This is a genomic window from Mycobacterium sp., from assembly GCF_965277065.1.
In the GTDB taxonomy this organism is placed as follows: Bacteria; Actinomycetota; Actinomycetes; order Mycobacteriales; family Mycobacteriaceae; genus Mycobacterium.
This window is the reverse complement of record NZ_CBDIBT010000017.1, coordinates 229176-246360: the sequence shown is the minus strand read 5'-3', so window position 1 is coordinate 246360 and position 17185 is coordinate 229176. Positions and strand designations below refer to the sequence as shown.

Sequence of the window (17185 nt, the reverse complement as noted above, 5' to 3'; positions counted from 1 at the left end):
GTTCGTCATGGTCTCCGCCATTCACGCCCGGTCCGGCGCAGCATGTCGAAGGCCGATGCCGGACCCCAGGTACCCGCCTCGTACGGATCGGGATTACCGTGCTCCGCCCAATAATCGAGCGCGGGATCCAGTACTTCCCAAGCTAATTCGACTTCGTCGTTGACCGGGAACAACGACGGCTCACCGAGTAACACGTCGAGGATCAACCGTTCGTATGCCTCGGGCGACTCCTCGGTGAACGCAGCGCCGTAGGAGAAATCCATGTTGACGTCGCGGACTTCCATGGCACTGCCGGGCACCTTGGACCCGAATCGCAGTGTCACGCCCTCGTCCGGCTGGACCCGGATCACCAGCGCGTTGGCGCCCAACTCGTCGGTCATGGTGGCGTCGAACGGGAGATGCGGGGCCCGCTTGAAGACCAGCGCGATCTCGGTCACCCTGCGTCCCAGTCGTTTTCCGGTGCGCAGGTAGAACGGCACACCGGCCCAGCGACGGGTATCGACCTCGACGGTGATCGCTGCGAATGTTTCGGTGGTCGAGTCTTTGGAGAAGCCGTCCTCGTCGAGCAGCCCGATCACGTGCTCGCCGCCCTGCCAGCCCGCGTTGTACTGCCCGCGCGACGTCGTCTCATCCAATGGCTCAGCCAGTTTGACCGCCGAGAGCACCTTGATTTTCTCGGTCTGCAACTCCGACGGACGAAAGCTGACCGGCTCCTCCATCGCGGTGAGGGCAAGCAATTGCATCAAATGGTTCTGAATCACGTCGCGCGCCGCGCCGATGCCGTCGTAATAGCCGGCGCGTCCGCCCAGGCCGATATCCTCGGCCATGGTGATCTGCACATGGTCGACGTAATGGGCGTTCCAGATCGGGTCGAACAACTGATTGGCGAATCGCAGCGCCAAGATGTTCTGGACCGTCTCCTTGCCCAGGTAGTGATCGATGCGGAAGACCGACTCTTCAGGGAAAACGCTGTTGACGACCTTGTTCAACTCGCGTGCGCTGTCGAGGTCGTGGCCGAACGGTTTTTCGATGACGACCCGTCGCCAACTGCCGTCCTGCGGCTTCGCCAGCCCGGCGTGGTCCAACTGCTCACACACCGCGGGAAAACTCTTCGGTGGGATCGCCAGGTAGAACCCGTGATTGCTTCCGGTGCCACGCTCGGCGTCGAGCTTCTCCAGCGTCTCGGCGAGCCGGGCGAAGGCCTCGTCGTCGTCGAAGGCGCCTGTGACGAATCGGCATCCTTCCGCCAACCGGTCCCAGATCGCCTGCCGAAAAGGTGTGCGGGAATGGTCTTTGACCAGTTGGAGGACCTCGTTGGCGAAGGCCTCGTCGTCCCAATCCCGTCGTCCGAATCCAACCAGGGAAAAGGTCGGGGGCAGCAGGCCGCGGTTGGCCAGGTCGTAGATGGCCGGCACGACCTTCTTACGGGCCAGATCCCCGGTCACGCCGAAGATCACGACGGCACAGGGGCCGGGAATCCGCGGTAAACGCTTATCGCGCTTGTCCCGCAACGGGTTTTGCCAAGTCTCGGCGCCTGTCCGAGTGTTGGCACGACTCATTTGTCGGCAGAGTCGAGCTGCTTTTGAGTCTCCTCGAGCAGCTCGGTCCAAGACTCCTCGAACTTCTGCACACCTTCGTCTTCGAGAACCAAGAACACGTCGGTCAGGTCGATCCCGATCGCGTCGAGCTTGTCGAAGACTTCCCGGGCGAGGGCAGCGGTGCCGGTGACCGTGTCGCCGGTCACCTCGCCGTGGTCGGCGACCGCGTCAATCGTCTTCTCCGGCATGGTGTTCACCGTGTTCGGTGCGACCAGCTCGGTGACGTAAAGCGTGTCGGAGTAGTCGGGGTTCTTCACGCCGGTCGAGGCCCACAGCGGACGCTGGACCCGCGCCCCGTCGGCCTCGAGCTTCGCGAAACGCTCGCCGCCGACGAAGACCTCTTGGTAAGCGGCGTATGCCAGCCGAGCGTTGGCCACGCCAGCCTTGCCCAGTAACGCCTTCGCATCGTCCGAGCCGATCTTCTCCAGGCGCTTGTCGATCTCGGTGTCGACCCGCGAGACGAAAAACGATGCAACCGAGTGGATCTTGGACAAGTCATGCCCAGCCTGCTTGGCCTTTTCGAGTCCCTCGAGGTAGGCGTCCATCACCGCGCGGTGGCGCTCGACCGAGAAGATCAGCGTTACGTTGACCGAGATGCCTTCCGCGAGCGTCGCGCTGATCGCGGGAATGCCGTCCTCGGTGGCCGGAATCTTGATGAACAAGTTCGGTCGGTCGACGATCTTCCACAATTCGATGGCCTGCTTGGCGGTCTTATCCGCGTCATGCGCCAGTCGCGGGTCTACTTCGATCGAGACCCGCCCGTCGACTCCGTCGGAGGCTTCCCATTGCGGGGTCAGCACGTCGCAGGCGTTGCGGACATCGTCGGTGGTGACCGTGCGGATGGTCGCGTCGACGTCGGCGCCGCGCTCGGCGAGCTCGGTCACCTGGCCGTCGTAGGCGTCGCCCTCGGCCAGTGCCTTCTGGAAGATCGACGGGTTGGTGGTGACCCCGACGATGCTCTTGGTGTCGATCAGCTCCTGCAAGTTGCCGGACTGCAGACGCTGGCGGGACAGGTCGTCCAGCCAGACGGAGACGCCGGCGGCGGACAGAGCGGCGAGGTTGGGATTCTGAGTCATGGGAAAACCTTTCGGTTAGTTGTCTATCGTTCGTTCAGCGGCGTCGACAACGGCTTCCGGTGTGAACCCGAATTCGCGGAACAAGGTCTTCGCATCAGCGGATTCCCCGTAGTGCTCGAGCGAAACAATTTCACCGGTGTCACCGACCAGCTTGTGCCAGCTCTGCGCGACGCCGGCCTCGACCGCGACCCGAGCCGACACCGACGGTGGCAACACGCTGTTGCGGTATTCCTCGGACTGGGACTCGAACCATTCGACGCATGGCATCGAGATGACCCGCGCGACAATGTCCTTGTCCGCCAACAACTTCTGCGCCTCGACGGCGAGCTGAACCTCGGATCCGGTACCGATCAGCACCACATCGGGCTGGTCTCCGCCGGCGTCGCCCAGGATGTACCCACCCTTGGTCACACCTTCGTAGTTGGTGCCCTCGAGGATCGGCACGCCCTGCCGGGTCAGGATCAGCCCCACCGGACCGCTGCCGTTGCCCCGGGCCAGCACCGACCGCCACGCGAACGCGGTTTCGTTGGCGTCGGCGGGGCGCACCACCGACAGGTGGGGGATGGCGCGCAGGGCGGCCAAGTGCTCGATGGGCTGGTGGGTAGGGCCGTCTTCGCCGAGCCCGATCGAGTCGTGGGTCCAGACGTAGATCGTGTCGATGTCCATCAGCGCGGCCAGTCTGACCGCCGGACGCATGTAATCGGAGAACTGCAGGAACGTACCGCCGTAGGCGCGGGTCGGGCCGTGCAGCACGATGCCGGACAGGATTGCGCCCATCGCATGCTCGCGGATTCCGAAGTGCAGCGTGCGGCCGTACCAGTCCGCGGTGAAGTCCTTCGTCGAAATCGAAGGCGGACCAAAGGATTTGACGTTGTCCATGGTGGTGTTGTTGCTGCCGGCCAAATCGGCCGATCCGCCCCAAAGCTCGGGCAGTTTCGGGCCTACCGCGTTGAGCACCTTGCCGGACGCCGCCCGGGTGGCGAGATCCTTATCGCCCGGCTCCCAGTGCGGAATGTCCGCATCCCAGCCGTCCGGCAATTCCTCGGCGGTCAGTCGGTCCAGCAGCTTCTTGCGCTCGGGTTCACGCTCGACCCACGCTTCGAAGGCAGCGTTCCAATTTTCGTGGGCTTCCTTGCCGCGCTGCACCAGCTCGCGAGTGTGCTCAAGGACCGCGTCGCGGACCTCGAACTTCTTGTCGGGGTCGAAGCCCAGGGCTTCCTTGACCGCTGCGACTTCCTCGTCGCCGAGAGCGGACCCGTGCGCTTTGCCGGTGTTCATCAACTTCGGCGCCGGGTAGCCGATGATGGTCCGCAGCGAGATGAACGACGGCTTGTCGGTGACGGCTTTGGCGTTGGCGATGGCCTCTTCGATATCGACGACGTTCTCGCCGCCCTCGATGCGTTGCACGTGCCACCCGTAGGCCTCGTAGCGGGCGGCGGTGTCCTCGCACAGCGCAATGTCGGTGTCGTCCTCGATCGAGATCTCGTTGTGGTCGTAGAACACGATCAGGTTGCCCAGCTGCTGCACTGCGGCCAGCGACGACGCCTCCGAGGTCACCCCTTCTTCCATGTCACCGTCTGAGGCGATCACGTAGATGTGATGGTCGAACGGGCTGGTCCCCTCGGGGGCGTCCGGATCGAACAGGCCGCGCTCGTAGCGGGCCGCCATCGCGAATCCGACGGCAGAGGCCAGGCCCTGGCCCAGCGGGCCGGTGGTGATCTCGACCCCGTCGGTGTGTCGGAACTCCGGGTGCCCGGGCGTCTTGGATCCCCAGGTACGCAGCGACTCGATGTCGGACAGCTCGAGCCCGAAACCGCCGAGGTAGAGCTGCAGATACAGGGTCAGGCTGCTGTGTCCGCACGAGAGCACGAAGCGGTCGCGGCCCAGCCAGTGGATGTCGCTGGGATCGTGCCGCATCGCCCGCTGGAAAAGCGTGTAGGCAAGCGGCGCGAGGCTCATCGCGGTCCCGGGATGGCCGTTGCCCACCTTTTGAACCGCGTCGGCGGCCAGCACTCGGACGGTGTCGACCGCGGCCGAATCGAGCTCGGTCCAGTCATCCGGGTGGTGCGGTTGGGTCAGGGACGAGATGTCTTCGAGTGTGGTCACGAACTGCAGTCCTCGGGGTCGGCAGATTGATCGATGTTTTTTTAGAAGGCTCCAAGCCCACCCTAATGCCGGAACGCTGCGTGCGTGTCAAAGGCTGTTCAGCTTCCCGACTGTTCAGCCGCCGTCAACGATGTGTCGCGCCCTCAGGTCTGCCGATTGGCTGTCGATGGCCCGTGCGGTGCATGCTGTGCAAGTTGTCCGGTCTACCATCGTGCGTAGTAGAAGCTGCGCGCTGCTGTGATCCGAGGAGTCATTGCGTGAGCATTCGCGAGCGCGTTGCGCCGAGCCGAATCAGCACCGTTGTGCTGTCGTATTTGGCGCTCACCAAGCCGCGGGTCATCGAGCTGTTGCTGGTCACCGCAATTCCGGCGATGTTGCTGGCTCATCGTGGCAGCGTCCACCCGCTGCTGATCCTCAACACCTTGATCGGCGGAATGCTGGCCGCCGGCGGGGCCAACACGTTGAACTGCGTGGCTGACGCCGACATCGACAAGCTGATGAAGCGGACCGCGCGACGTCCGCTGGCCCGCGCGGCGGTGCCGACTTCCCACGCACTGGTGTTCGGGCTGGCGTTGAGCGCCGCGTCGTTCGCCTGGTTGTTGTGGACGACGAATGTGCTGTCGGGTCTGCTCGCGGTGGGCACGATCGCTTTCTATGTCTTCATTTACACGTTGCTGCTCAAGCGCCGCACATCGCAAAACGTGGTGTGGGGCGGTGCCGCCGGCTGCATGCCCGTGATGATCGCCTGGTCCGCGGTCACCGGGACGATTGCCTGGCCGGCCCTGGTCATGTTCGCGATCATTTTCTTCTGGACGCCGCCGCACACCTGGGCGCTGGCGATGCGCTACAAGGAGGACTACCAGGCGGCTGGGATCCCCATGCTGCCGGCCGTCGCGACCGAGCGTCAGGTCACCAAGCAGATCCTCATCTACACCTGGCTGACCGTGGCGGCGACGTTGGCGCTGTCGCTGGCCGCCGGCTGGCTTTACACCGCGGTGGCCGCGGTCGCTGGTGTCTGGTTCCTGGCGATGGCCCATCAGCTCTACGCCGGCGTGCGTCGCGGAGAGCCGGTCAAACCGCTGCGCTTGTTCCTGCAATCGAACAATTATCTGGCCGTCGTGTTCTGTGCTCTGGCGCTCGATTCGGCGCTGGCGCTGCCGACGGTTCTGAAGGTCTGATACTCGCCGCAAGGTCCCGGACCTGCGAATACCCTATACCCCGACGGGGTCTTGCGACTACGACGCGGTGTAGTTTTCAATGCTGTCGTGACCTCTTCGACGGCTGACTCCGTGTACGATTCCGACCGAACTTCATGACCGCGCCGATCTGGCTGGCGTTGCCGCCCGAAGTGCATTCGACATTGCTCAGCAGCGGCCCCGGTCCGGGGTCACTGTTGACTGCCGCCGGCGCGTGGTCGTCGCTGAGCACCGAATACGCCGACGTCGCCGACGAGCTGACGACCGTGCTGGCGGGCGTGCAATCCGGCGCCTGGCAGGGCCCGAGCGCTGAGCAGTACGTCGCTGCGCACGCTCGGTACCTGGCCTGGCTGGCACAGGCCAGCGCCGACAGCGCGGCGGCCGCCGCGCAACACGAGACCGCGGCCGCGGCCTACATCGGCGCGCTGGCAGCCATGCCGACCGTGCCGGAGTTGACCACCAACCACGTGGCGCACGGCGTGCTGACGGCGACGAATTTTTTTGGCATCAACACCATTCCGATCGCGCTGAACGAGGCCGACTATGTGCGGATGTGGGTGCAGGCCGCCACCACGATGAGCACCTATCAGGCCGTCGCCGGATCGGCCCTCGCCGCGGTACCGACCGCCGAGCCCGCGCCGCAGATATTGACGGCCGTCGCCCAATCATCCTCTGCCGCAACGCAAGCCGCGGGCACTTCCTGGCAGGACCAGCTCGCCACCCTACTCAGCCACTACACCCAGGGTTTCGCTCAACCGCTGGGCGAGCTGCTCTATCCGAACGGCTGGCCGTTGCCGGCGTTTCCGTTCGCCAGCGGCGTGGCCAGCGCGCTGCAGTCGGCGATCCCAGGCCTCTCGCCGGCGTTGGCCTCCGCGCTGGGCTGGACGGTCTTTCACACCTTGGTCCTGTTCTGGCCTCTGGTGCAGGCAGCGCCGTTCCTGTTGCCCTTTGCCATCCCCGCGGCCTTAGGGGCGGGCCTCGCCGGGTTCGCGGGCCTCGCCGGGGTAGCGGGCATCCCGGGTGCGTCTGTCCCGGTGGTCGCGGCGGTGCCAGCCACCCCGGTCACTCCCGCGCCGGTCAGCGCGACGCCGTCGACGTCCGGCATCGGCAGCATCGAACCCGGCGCCGGCCATACGCCGGCCGTGTCCAGCGCTCCGGCGCCGAGCACTGTCAGCGCATCTGGCAGCCCGCCGCCGGGAAGCGGGCCGGGCTTCTCGCCCCCCTACGCGGTCGGCGGCGCATCGCTGGCGTCTGCGCTGAGTGCGCAGGCCAAGACCCAGGAGCCGACCTCGCGTGGCGGCTCGAAAGCGCCCGCGGCAGCCGCAGCGGTCGCCGCCGGCGCGCCGGACCGCACCCGGACGCGGCGACGGCAGCGCATGCGCCTGCACTCGCGTGAGTTCATGGACATGGACGTCGGCGTCGAGCCGGAATGGACGGTGCCGACGGCGGAGTCGGGTCGCGGCGCGGGTCCGCTTGGATTTTCCGGAACGACCGCCACCGGCACCGAGCGGGCGACCGGGCTCGCGACGCTGTCCGATGAGGGGTTCGGCGGGGGTCCGAGCATGCCCATGTTGCCCAGCACCTGGGCGCCCGCCGAAAAGCGGCGCTGAGCTGCGCCGCAGATACCCCTTACCTGTATCCCGTCTTGTTCTACGACAGCCCGTCGTATTGACTTCTGACATGATTTGGACCGGTGTCGGCTGTGCCTCGGGTACGAGGCCATGACGGCACCGGTGTGGATGGCCGCGCCGCCGGAGGTGCATTCGGCGTTGCTGAGCAGCGGGCCGGGGCCGGGGTCGCTACTGGCCGCGGCGAATGCGTGGAGTTCGTTGAGCGGCGAATACGCCTCAGTCGCCGACGAACTCAGCGACGTGCTGGCCGGGGTGCAGGCCGGCGCATGGCAGGGCCCGAGTGCCGAGCGTTACGTGGCAGCCCATGTGCCCTACCTGGCGTGGCTGATGCAGGCCAGTGCCAAAAGCGCTGCCGAGGCCACCCAGCACGAGACGGCGGCGGCCGCGTACACGACCGCGCTCGCGACCATGCCGACCGTGCCGGAGTTGACCGCCAACCACGTGGTGCACGGCGTGCTGACGGCGACCAACTTCTTTGGTATCAACACCATTCCGATTGCGCTCAACGAGGCGGACTACGTGCGGATGTGGGTCCAGGCCGCCGCCACCATGACCACTTATCACGCGGTGTCGACCACAGCATTGGCTGCGGCCCCGCAGACCGACGTGGCGCCGAAGATCGTCAATGCCACCAGTGCCCAGCCCGCGGACAGCCAGTCCGGAGACAGTTCGACACTGCCCATCGTCGACGACGACTCCGGGGACCCGTACCAACTGAGCTGGTACGTCAATCGCATCACGGAGATCACCCAGACCCTGCAGCGCGACATCGGCCTGATCGAACAGAACCCGGTTCAGGGGCTGACGCAGCTCTCGGCGGACATCGGCGGACTGGTCACCGACGAGGTGGGCCACGTCGGGGAGTTTCTCAGCGCGTTCCCCGAGGTGTACGCGCTTCCGCTGATCGCGCCGATCGCGTTGGCGGGGGGCGTCGCCGGCTTGGCCGGCTTGGCTGGAGTTCAGCCCGAGGCCGCGCAGATCCCTGCCGAGGTTCCGGCGCCGGCGCCCCAAATCTCGACCTTGCCGGCCGCGACCGGCAGTCCCGTCGCGATCGGAGCCCCGGGCACGCCGACGGCAGCGCCCACATCGGCGCCGGTTTCCCCGGCGGGATCCGTCGCGACCCTCGCGTCGCCGCCGCCGCCGGCCGCCGCGGGGCCAGGCTTTGTCCCGCCCTACGCCGTCGGGCCGCCCGGGATCGGGTCGGGTTCAGGCATGGGCAGCGGCGCCGGTGCGGGCAATAAGAACAACGCCGCTGAGCCCACTGCCGCCGCCACCACAGGCGCTGCGGCAGCGCGCGGGCAACTCCGGTCGAGGCGGCGCCGACGGGCGGGGATGCGCGGGTACGCTCACGAGTTTATGGAAATGAATATCAATGTCGCTCCGGTATGGGCTGAGACCCATGCGGGATCGACCTCGACCTCTGACCGCGGCGCCGGACCGGTGGGATTCGCCGGCACCGCACGCAAAAAGGTCTCGGCCGCAGCGGGTTTGGCTACCCTCGACGATGATGACTTCGGCGGCGGCGCGGTGCTGCCGATGGTGCCGAGCACCTGGAACGCCGATCAGGACGGCGAAGTGGAAGCAGGCGGAGAACACGACTGATGCGGCAGCGCTCACCGGGCGTTCCCCCCGTCTTGTCGCTGGCATGGCTGCTTGACCCAATTCCCGTCGACACTTTTCTCGGCGAGAGCTGGGGCAACGACCACCACCACGTCGCGCGGGGCCGTGCCGATTATTTCGACGGCCTCTTCCCGCAACCGGCGACGCCTGACGGCCTCCTGGAATTGTTGCGACTCCAGCCGTCGGGGATACGACTGGTTCGGGGACACGACAAAAAGGGCCCGGACAACTACCGACTCGCCGACGGCAGTCTCGATGTCGCTGGTGTCCGCAACGACTTCGCCGACGGCTACACCATCGTCATGGACGGCATCGAGCAGTACGTCCGGACGATCGGCACGTTGGCCCGGTCGCTCGAGGTCGAGCTGAACTTTCCGACGCAGGTGAACGCCTACATCACGCCGCCGCAATCCAGCGGCCTCGTCCCGCACTACGACCACCACGACGTCATGGTCCTGCAACTCCAGGGGTCCAAAACCTGGCATCTCTATGTCGGCGCCGACCGGGCGGCCCGTGAGATCCAACGCGACGCCGACAAAGCCGTCGCGCTCGAAAGCCTCTCGACGCCAACGGAGTTGCTGTTGGAGGCCGGCGACGTGTTGTACGTCCCCCGTGGTCGTGTCCATTCCGCGCAGACTCACACCGAGCCATCGGTCCACCTGACCGTTGGAATCCACGCGCCCACCGTGCTCATGCTCGCCATCGGTGCGCTACATGCACAGAGTTTCCGGGATGACCGGCTCAACGCCCGGTTGCCGGCGCGGCATCTCGACGACCACGATCTCGATGCCACGGTCCGGGATCTGGTGCGCGACGCGATTGCCGGGGTCGATGACTCAGCGGCCCTAAACGACGGCGTCGGCTTACTGGCGGATGTCCTGGTACGGCGCGGAACATGTCCGCCGGTCGGAAAAATAACCAGCGCCAACGCGATTGACGGGCAGACTTGGGTGGTGAAGCACCGACCCCTGTATGCACATGTCAAGACTGCCGGCGATGGTGTGACGTTGCGGTTCGCCAGCTTGTCGATCGAAGCCGGCGCCGACCACGAAGATGCGATGCGATTCGTTGCGCACAGCGTCGAGCCCTTTCGGGTCGGCGAGCTGCCGGGCTTGCGCGCCGACCAGCAGACGGATTTCGCTCGGACCCTCATCATCAGTGGATTCCTGGCTCCGCTGAGCAGCGCCGAGAACAGCTGATGCCGGAACACTTTTCGTTGGCCTGGTTGCTCGACCCGCTCACGGTTGACGAATTTCTCGGCGCGATCTGGGGGAGCGCCCATCACCACGTCAGCCGAGATCGTGCCGACTATCTCGACGGCCTTCGTGAAGACGCCGACTCGGTCGACGGTTTACTCGCGTTGTTTCGGCCGCACCTGTCGCTGGTCAGCCTGGTGCGGGAGAGCACGCGAAAAGATCAGTACGTTTACCGACTCGCCGATGGTGGTTTCGACGCGGCGGCCATCAGCCGAGACTTTGCCGACGGCTACACCATCGTTCTCGACAGCGTTCAGCGCTATGCGCGCGCGATCGCCGCGTTGTCACACTCCATCGAGGTCGAGCTGAACTTCGCGACCCAGGTCAATGCGTATTTCACCCCGCCGGAATCGCAAGGATTCTCAGCTCATTCCGACGACCACGACGCGCTGATCGTGCAACTTCAGGGATCCAAGATCTGGCATATCTACCAGGGCGTCGATGTGGCCCCGCACGAGATGTGGCGCCATGAAGCGATGTCCACCGCCGATTTGCCCGCCCCGGTCGACATGCGTCTGGAGGCCGGCGATGTGCTCTATGTGCCACGCGGGCGGGTGCATGCCGCCGAATCGACGTCGGAGCTGTCGGTGCACTTGACGGTTGGCCTGCACGCACCCACGCTCTTCCTGCTTGCCACCCGGGCGCTGAACGCATTGCACAACTCTGATGATGGTATCCACGCTCAACTGCCGCCGCGCTACTTGTCCGATCCTGGCGTGCGGTCCGGTCTGGGCGCCTTCGTGCGCGGGATCACCGAAGCGCTGGAACAACCGGAAGCCATTGCCGCCGGCCTCGATTCGCTCGAGGCTGATCTCGTCAAGCGCGGCCGATGCACACCGCTGGTCGCCGGGATCTCGGACGCGGTCGCGATCGGCGACCAGACCCGCGTAATCAAATGCCAACCTCTCTACGCGCGGGTAACCGAGACATCCGATGCCGTGGCGTTGCATTTCGCCCAGTCCGTGGTGAATCTCACCGCTGACCACAAGGGCGCCGCGGCGTTCCTCGCGAAAAGCACTGCGCCTTTTCGGATTCGCGATTTGCCCGGGCTGTCCGAGGTGCAGCGTCTCGAGCTCGCCAGAAGCTTGATCCTGCAAGGTTTCCTGATCCGGCTGCCGGACGACTGATGGACGTCGCCGACCTGGCCCGGTGGACGCCGATACGATTCGACTTCTCCGGGTCCACCCCGACCGTCGACTGGGCCGATCTCTCGGCCGAGCGTTTCGTCGAGCCGTTCTTCGACCAGACCGTTGCGCGCTGGGCCACCGGACCGCAGGCCCGGCCGCTTGTCAGAACCGGACTCGATGCGTTGCTGGCCCTCGACGACGAGCCGTCGCTTGCCCCGGCCGGCATGGTCTTTCACTTCTCGCGGTGCGGTTCGACGGTCGTATCACGTTTGCTGGCAACGGTTCCCGGGGTCGTCGTCATTGCCGAGCCCTCGCCGCTGAACGCGCTTCTGGGCCTCGACCCGCAGCGAGTCGACGGGGCAGTGCTGGTCCAGGTGGTCCGCATGTTGGTACGAGCGCTGGGCCGACGCCGCCACGGGGACGAACACCTGCTGGTGCTCAAGTGCACCAGCTGGAACATCCGCCGCCAGGAAATCCTGACCGCGGCCTTTCCGGACACGCCGTGGGTCTGGGTTCAGCGCGACCCGGCGCAGGTGGTCGCGTCGCTGCTGGCGACTCCGCCGGGCTGGCTCGGACACCAGGCACCGCCGCCGCAGACCGCGCGGCAATTCGGCATCGACCCGGCGACCGTGTCGAGCATGACGCGCGTTGAGTTCGCCGCCCGCGCGCTCGGCGCGATGTTGTTCTCGGCAGCCACCGGCCCTGCCCGCCGGGTCTGCGTCGACCACGCCGAGTTGCCCACCGCGGTGTGGCGGCAGGTGGCACCGCACTTCGGGATCGAGGTTGACGCCGCGGCGATTGAGCGCATGACCGAGCTGTCCGCGTTCTACTCGAAAGACATGGAAGCGAAACAATTTTCGGGCGATGATCCGGAGCGCCGTCCGATCACCGACGAGATGAGACAAGCCGCCCAGCGTTTCGCCGAGCCCGGCTATCGGCTGCTGGCGTCCCGCCGGTAGCCACCGGGAGGAAACGCCGTCGGCCGGTCGAGTTTCCAATCCCTCCCCGGTGTGCTACAAATGCTAATGAAAATCATATTCATCACGGTATTCCGGAGGGCTGTCATGACACTGCGCGTCGTACCAGAAGGTCTCGTGGCCGCCAGCGCGCGGATCGAAGCCCTGACGGCTCGGCTGGCGTCGGCGCAAGCGGGTTCGGCGCCGCTGATCACCGCAGTGGTTCCCGCCGCGGCAGACCCGGTGTCGTTGCAGACCGCGGCCGACTTCAGTCTCCGCGGGGGCCAGCACGCGGCGGTAGCCGCCCAAGGCACCGAGGAGCTCGGCCGTTCCAGTGTCGGGGTTGCCGAGTCGGGCGCAACGTACGCCGCCGCCGATGCCGCCGCAGCGGGCTCGTATCACGGCGTCTGGGGCTGACGATGACGGCGCCCATCTACATGGCAGCGCCGCCCGAGCTGCACTCGACGTTGTTGAGCAGTAGTCCCGGACCCAGCTCGCTGCTGGAGGCCGCGGGGGCGTGGAACTCGCTGAGCGCCGAATACACCTCGGTGGCCGAAGAACTCAGCTCGGTGCTTGCCGAGGTACAAACCGGAGCCTGGCAGGGGCCCAGTGCCGAATCGTTCGTGTCGGCGTACGTGCCGTATCTGGCCTGGCTGACCAAGGCCAGCGCCGACAGTGCCGCCGCCGCTACACAGCACGAGACCGCGGCCGCCGCGTACACCGCCGCTTTGGCAGCGATGCCCACCATGCCGGAATTGGCCACCAATCACGTGGTGCACGGGGTGCTGCAGGCTACGAATTTCTTTGGCATCAACACGATTCCGATCGCGGTCAACGAAGCCGACTACGTCCGGATGTGGGTCCAGGCCGCCACCACGATGAGCGCCTACCAGATGGTCGCCGATACCGCGGTAGCATCGACGCCCGCCACCGACGCTGCGCCCGTGATTCTGAAAACCAACGGCGCGCGGGCTGCCGATAGCGGGGATCCTTACAGCGGGCTCAGCGGCGATAACCCCTTGGGGCTTCCGCAGTGGCTCCGGGATTTCTTAGACAAACTTGGTATTGGAAACTCCCCGGTTGCCCACGCCCCGACGCTCGATTACCCATTTGATGACGCCCTGGCGAACTTCCTCAAAGACTTCGGAATTAATTGGGACCCGGCGGCGGGCACCGTCAACGGCGCCAGCTACGACTCTTACGCGAACCCGGGCGTAGCGATCTACTACGTTGCTCGAGCACTCGAACTCTTCGAGGACTTTCAACAGTTCGGCACCGACCTCGTGCAAAACCCGGTGGCGGCTTTCCAATACCTCTTCAGCTGGGAGCTATTCGACTTTCCGCTTCACATCGAGGAAGTCGCGATTTTCCTCAGCCAGAGTCCGGCGCTCTTTGTCGCGGCGGGAGGCGCGGCGCTCGCACCCCTGGGAGCGGGCGCAGCTGGGCTGGCCGGCCTCGGTGCGCTGGCTCAACCGCCGACGGTGCTACCCGTTGACCCCGCCAGCGCGCCCGCGCTGTTCCCGGTCAGTGCTCCGGCTCCTGCTGTTATGGCGTCGTCTGTGACTCCCACCGCCCCGCCCCCGTCTCCGACGCCTGCCAGTCCAGCAAGCGCACCGGCCGCACCGCCGCCACCCGCCCCGTCGCCGCCGCCTGCGGCTGGGCCAGGCTTTTCGCCGCCGTATATCGTCGGCGGCCCCACGGCGGAGTCGTGGATGAGCACCAAAGCCAAGACCCAAGAGCCGACATCGCGCGGTGCGTCGAAGGCGCCCGAGGCCGCCGCAGCGGCGGTCGCCGCCGCCGCTGAAAAGCCGCAACGGCGGCGCCGGCGCGCGACGCAGCACGACCACGCCGACGAATTCGCCGACATGAACGTCGGTGTCAGCCCGGTCTGGAGTGTTTCGACGGAGGCGTCGGGCCACGGCGCGGGTCCGCTGGGGTTCTCGGGCACCGTGACGAAGAGCGGTGAACAGGCGACCGGATTGGCTACGCTGACGGACGACGGTTTCGGAAGCGGGCCGACAATGCCCATGTTGCCCAACACCTGGTCACCCGAAGGGTCGCCAGACGAGGGGAGTGGCAGCTGAATGTGTCTGTGTGGCAACGGTAATCGGACGAGGAGAGGATTTCGGGATGAGTTTGTTGGATGCTCACATTCCGCAGTTGGTGGCGTCGCAGTCGGCGTTTGGGGCCAAGGCGGGGTTGATGCGGTCGACGATCGGTCAGGCCGAGCAGGAAGCGATGGCGTCGCAGGCGTTTCATGCCGGTGATTCGGCGGCGGCGTTTCAGGCCGCGCATGCCCGTTTTGTGGCGGCGGCGGCGAAGGTGAATTCGCTGCTGGATATCGCTCAGGCCAACTTGGGTGATGCGGCGGGCACGTATGTGGCCGCGGACAGTGCTGCGGCGAGCAGCTACCCCGGTTTCTGAGTCGACCTCTAAGCGAAAGGGTTTGTGATGTCGCAGATCATGTACAACTACCCGGCGATGCTGGCGCATTCGGCAGATATGGCCGGGTATGCGGGCACGATGCAGAGCTTGGGTGCCGATATCTCTGCCGAGCAGGCTGCGTTGCAGTCGGGGTGGCAGGGTGACACCGGGCTGAGTTATCAAGCGTGGCAGGCGCAGTGGAATCAGGCGCTGGAGCAGTTGGTGTTGTCGTATCGGGCGATGGCGAACACCCATGAGAACAACACCACCTCGATGCTGGCCCGCGACTCGGCCGAAGGCGCCAAGTGGGGCGGCTGACCAAGCGGATGTGATTCTCCGCTGCAGAAGTGCCCGCAGCCCCCCGCCGCTTCACCTAGGCGCTTCGACGTGTTAGCTTAGGCAATGCTAACTCCGTCGGTCGTTATCGAATCAGATTCATACCGCTGCGACGTCGTCGACCGTGTTATCAGGATGCTTGCGACCCGAGCCGGGGCAGCCGAATCCCAATCCCGCAGTGCCGCAGAAGATATCGCGGCACCAGTCTTTCATCCGATCGACGCCGCCTGACGATGACCGCGCCCGTTTGGATGGCCTCGCCGCCCGAAGTGCATTCGGCCCTGCTGAGCAGCGGTCCGGGGCCGGGTTCGCTGTTGGTTGCCGCCGCGGCGTGGAGTTCGTTGAGTGCCGAATACGCTTCGGCGGCTGACGAACTCACCGCCGTGTTGGCGTCGGTACAGGCTGGCGGATGGGAGGGGCCGAGCGCTGAATCGTATGCGGCCGCGCATGTGCCCTATCTGGCCTGGTTGATGCAGGCCAGCACGGACAGCACGGCAGCGGCCGCCCGTCAGGAGACCGCGGCCGCGGCTTACATCGCCGCGCTGGCGGCCATGCCGACCCTCGCCGAACTGGCCGCCAATCATGCGATCCACGGGGTGTTGCTCGCCACCAACTTCTTTGGCATCAACACGATTCCGATCGCGCTCAACGAGGCCGACTATGTCCGGATGTGGGTCCAAGCCGCCACCACGATGACGAGTTATCAGGCGGTCTCTGCCGCGGCGGTGGCCATGTCGCCGCAAACCCAACCGGCGCCGACGGTGATCAGCCCAGCGGCGTCGTATGGCACCAGCGTAAACAACGCCATCGCGGCGATCGAGCAGCTGCTGCATGACGCGTCCACGCTCAACCTGTCCGACCTGGAGTCGTCGTTGCTGAATGTGGTGCAGAACTTCAACGTGACGGCGTTCCTGCAGAATCCGGTGGGATATACCCAGCAGATCTTCGAATCGTTCGTGAACAACTTCCCTGTGCTGTCCGACCTTTACTACGGCTTCGGCGGCGACCACATCTTCGAATTGCTCACAGATCCGGTGGGATTCGTACAGCACATCATCAGCAATTTCCTGGCCAATCCGCTTGGGGTGCTGCAGAATCCGTTCACATTGCTCCTCAGCGCCGACGACTATCCGACCATCTTGTATCCGCTGATCTCGCCGGCCATCGCCCCCGCCTTCGCGATCGCCTCCGTCGGCTCTGCCGGCAGCCTCGCGGGCCTGGCCGCGATTCCGCCGATCACAATGCCCGTTATTCCCGCAGTGTTCGCGCCGGCGCCCCTTGCCGTGCCGGCCGTCGGGACGACCCCGACCGTCGTCGTATCGGCCGTAGCCCCTGCGGCGGCGCCGACATCGGCTCCCGCCCCGGCGAGCCCACCGGCGCCGGCGCCCACCGCCACGGTGGCTGGCCCTGCGCCGGCGTTGCCGCCCCCGGGCGCACCTTTTGTGCCGCCGTACGCGGTGGGCCCGCCCGGCATCGGGTTCGACTCAGGAATGAGCGCCGCCGCGGCGTCGCGTGCCAAGCGCAAAGCGCCCGAGCCCGACAGCGCTGCCGCGGCAGCTGCCGCGGCCGTGCGTAGTCAGCGCCAAGCGCGGCGCCGTCGGCGCGCGATTTCGCGCGATCATGGCGACGAGTTCGCCGACATGAACATCGAAGTGAATCCAGACTGGGACGCGCCCCCCGACGGCGAGTCGCTGGCGTCAAGCAACGGCGCGGGTCCATTGGGATTTGCCGGTGCGATGCGCAACGAGGCCATCGGGCGTGCAGCGGGGCTGGCCACCCTGGCCGATGATGGGTTCGGCAGCGGCCCGACCATCCCGATGGTGCCGGGCAGCTGGGAGTCCGACGGAGGGCAGCAGTGA

14 protein-coding genes are annotated in these 17185 nt (G+C 66.0%); 11 read left to right on the top strand and 3 right to left on the bottom strand.

Annotation, left to right across the window (positions count from 1 at the left end; all coding sequences use genetic code 11):
• Positions 1-5: 5 nt before the first annotated feature.
• Genes zwf through tkt form a run of 3 tightly spaced genes read right to left on the bottom strand, consistent with a single transcriptional unit; the run spans position 6 to position 4780 of the window.
• Positions 6-1559 (bottom strand): glucose-6-phosphate dehydrogenase, encoded by a 1554-nt coding sequence (gene zwf / locus ACQY5A_RS09575; RefSeq protein ID WP_428340141.1) that lies wholly within the window; start codon positions 1557-1559, stop codon positions 6-8.
• Positions 1556-2674 (bottom strand): transaldolase, encoded by a 1119-nt coding sequence (tal, locus tag ACQY5A_RS09570; protein ID WP_428340140.1) that lies wholly within the window; start codon positions 2672-2674, stop codon positions 1556-1558. Before tal ends, zwf begins: the two co-directional genes overlap by 4 nt.
• A gap of 15 nt (positions 2675-2689) precedes the next feature.
• Positions 2690-4780, bottom strand: coding sequence for a transketolase (gene tkt, locus ACQY5A_RS09565; RefSeq protein ID WP_428340139.1), 2091 nt, complete (start codon positions 4778-4780; stop codon positions 2690-2692).
• Positions 4781-5037: 257 nt separating this feature from the next.
• Between tkt and ACQY5A_RS09560 the strand changes: the two genes are divergently transcribed.
• The 11 genes from ACQY5A_RS09560 (at position 5038) to ACQY5A_RS09510 (ending at position 17185) form a co-directional block, all read left to right on the top strand.
• Positions 5038-5958, top strand: a complete 921-nt coding sequence (locus tag ACQY5A_RS09560; RefSeq protein WP_428340138.1) for a heme o synthase — start codon at positions 5038-5040, stop codon at positions 5956-5958.
• 134 nt (positions 5959-6092) lie between these two features.
• Positions 6093-7586 (top strand): PPE family protein, encoded by a 1494-nt coding sequence (locus ACQY5A_RS09555; protein WP_428340137.1) that lies wholly within the window; start codon positions 6093-6095, stop codon positions 7584-7586.
• Positions 7587-7697: 111 nt separating this feature from the next.
• Positions 7698-9209, top strand: coding sequence for a PPE family protein (locus ACQY5A_RS09550; protein WP_428340136.1), 1512 nt, complete (start codon positions 7698-7700; stop codon positions 9207-9209).
• The gene (locus ACQY5A_RS09545; RefSeq protein ID WP_428340135.1) at positions 9209-10426 is read left to right on the top strand and encodes a cupin domain-containing protein; all 1218 of its coding nucleotides are present in this window, start codon (positions 9209-9211) and stop codon (positions 10424-10426) included. Before ACQY5A_RS09550 ends, ACQY5A_RS09545 begins: the two co-directional genes overlap by 1 nt.
• Positions 10426-11610 carry a JmjC domain-containing protein gene (locus ACQY5A_RS09540; protein ID WP_428340134.1) on the top strand — a complete coding sequence of 395 codons (1185 nt, stop codon included), beginning with the start codon at positions 10426-10428 and terminating at the stop codon, positions 11608-11610. The genes ACQY5A_RS09545 and ACQY5A_RS09540 overlap by 1 nt, the downstream gene beginning before the upstream one ends.
• A complete protein-coding gene (locus tag ACQY5A_RS09535; protein ID WP_428340133.1) occupies positions 11610-12569 on the top strand; it encodes a hypothetical protein in 960 nt (319 codons plus the stop codon). Before ACQY5A_RS09540 ends, ACQY5A_RS09535 begins: the two co-directional genes overlap by 1 nt.
• Before the next feature lie 105 nt (positions 12570-12674).
• Positions 12675-12983: a PE family protein gene (locus tag ACQY5A_RS09530; RefSeq protein WP_428340132.1), complete on the top strand. Its 309-nt coding sequence runs from the start codon at positions 12675-12677 to the stop codon at positions 12981-12983.
• A 2-nt stretch (positions 12984-12985) separates the two neighbouring features.
• The gene (locus tag ACQY5A_RS09525; protein WP_428340131.1) at positions 12986-14650 is read left to right on the top strand and encodes a PPE family protein; all 1665 of its coding nucleotides are present in this window, start codon (positions 12986-12988) and stop codon (positions 14648-14650) included.
• A gap of 46 nt (positions 14651-14696) precedes the next feature.
• A complete protein-coding gene (esxG, locus tag ACQY5A_RS09520; protein ID WP_428340130.1) occupies positions 14697-14990 on the top strand; it encodes a type VII secretion system protein EsxG in 294 nt (97 codons plus the stop codon).
• 27 nt (positions 14991-15017) lie between these two features.
• Complete coding sequence (locus tag ACQY5A_RS09515; protein WP_428340129.1) at positions 15018-15308, top strand: WXG100 family type VII secretion target; 291 nt, start codon at positions 15018-15020, stop codon at positions 15306-15308.
• A gap of 251 nt (positions 15309-15559) precedes the next feature.
• On the top strand, positions 15560-17185 hold the full coding sequence (locus ACQY5A_RS09510; RefSeq protein ID WP_428340128.1) for a PPE family protein: 1626 nt from the start codon (positions 15560-15562) through the stop codon (positions 17183-17185).

What these genes read in the sequence shown, in the direction of transcription:
- ACQY5A_RS09540 (WP_428340134.1), top strand. Translation starts at nt 10,426, where the DNA reads ATGCCGGAACACTTTTCGTTGGCCTGGTTGCTCGACCCGCTCACGGTT.
- ACQY5A_RS09535 (WP_428340133.1), top strand. Translation starts at nt 11,610, where the DNA reads ATGGACGTCGCCGACCTGGCCCGGTGGACGCCGATACGATTCGACTTC.
- zwf (WP_428340141.1), bottom strand. Translation starts at nt 1,559, where the DNA reads ATGAGTCGTGCCAACACTCGGACAGGCGCCGAGACTTGGCAAAACCCG.
- esxG (WP_428340130.1), top strand. Translation starts at nt 14,697, where the DNA reads ATGAGTTTGTTGGATGCTCACATTCCGCAGTTGGTGGCGTCGCAGTCG.
- ACQY5A_RS09555 (WP_428340137.1), top strand. Translation starts at nt 6,093, where the DNA reads ATGACCGCGCCGATCTGGCTGGCGTTGCCGCCCGAAGTGCATTCGACA.
- ACQY5A_RS09525 (WP_428340131.1), top strand. Translation starts at nt 12,986, where the DNA reads ATGACGGCGCCCATCTACATGGCAGCGCCGCCCGAGCTGCACTCGACG.
- ACQY5A_RS09530 (WP_428340132.1), top strand. Translation starts at nt 12,675, where the DNA reads ATGACACTGCGCGTCGTACCAGAAGGTCTCGTGGCCGCCAGCGCGCGG.
- ACQY5A_RS09515 (WP_428340129.1), top strand. Translation starts at nt 15,018, where the DNA reads ATGTCGCAGATCATGTACAACTACCCGGCGATGCTGGCGCATTCGGCA.
- ACQY5A_RS09550 (WP_428340136.1), top strand. Translation starts at nt 7,698, where the DNA reads ATGACGGCACCGGTGTGGATGGCCGCGCCGCCGGAGGTGCATTCGGCG.
- ACQY5A_RS09510 (WP_428340128.1), top strand. Translation starts at nt 15,560, where the DNA reads ATGACCGCGCCCGTTTGGATGGCCTCGCCGCCCGAAGTGCATTCGGCC.
- tal (WP_428340140.1), bottom strand. Translation starts at nt 2,674, where the DNA reads ATGACTCAGAATCCCAACCTCGCCGCTCTGTCCGCCGCCGGCGTCTCC.
- ACQY5A_RS09545 (WP_428340135.1), top strand. Translation starts at nt 9,209, where the DNA reads ATGCGGCAGCGCTCACCGGGCGTTCCCCCCGTCTTGTCGCTGGCATGG.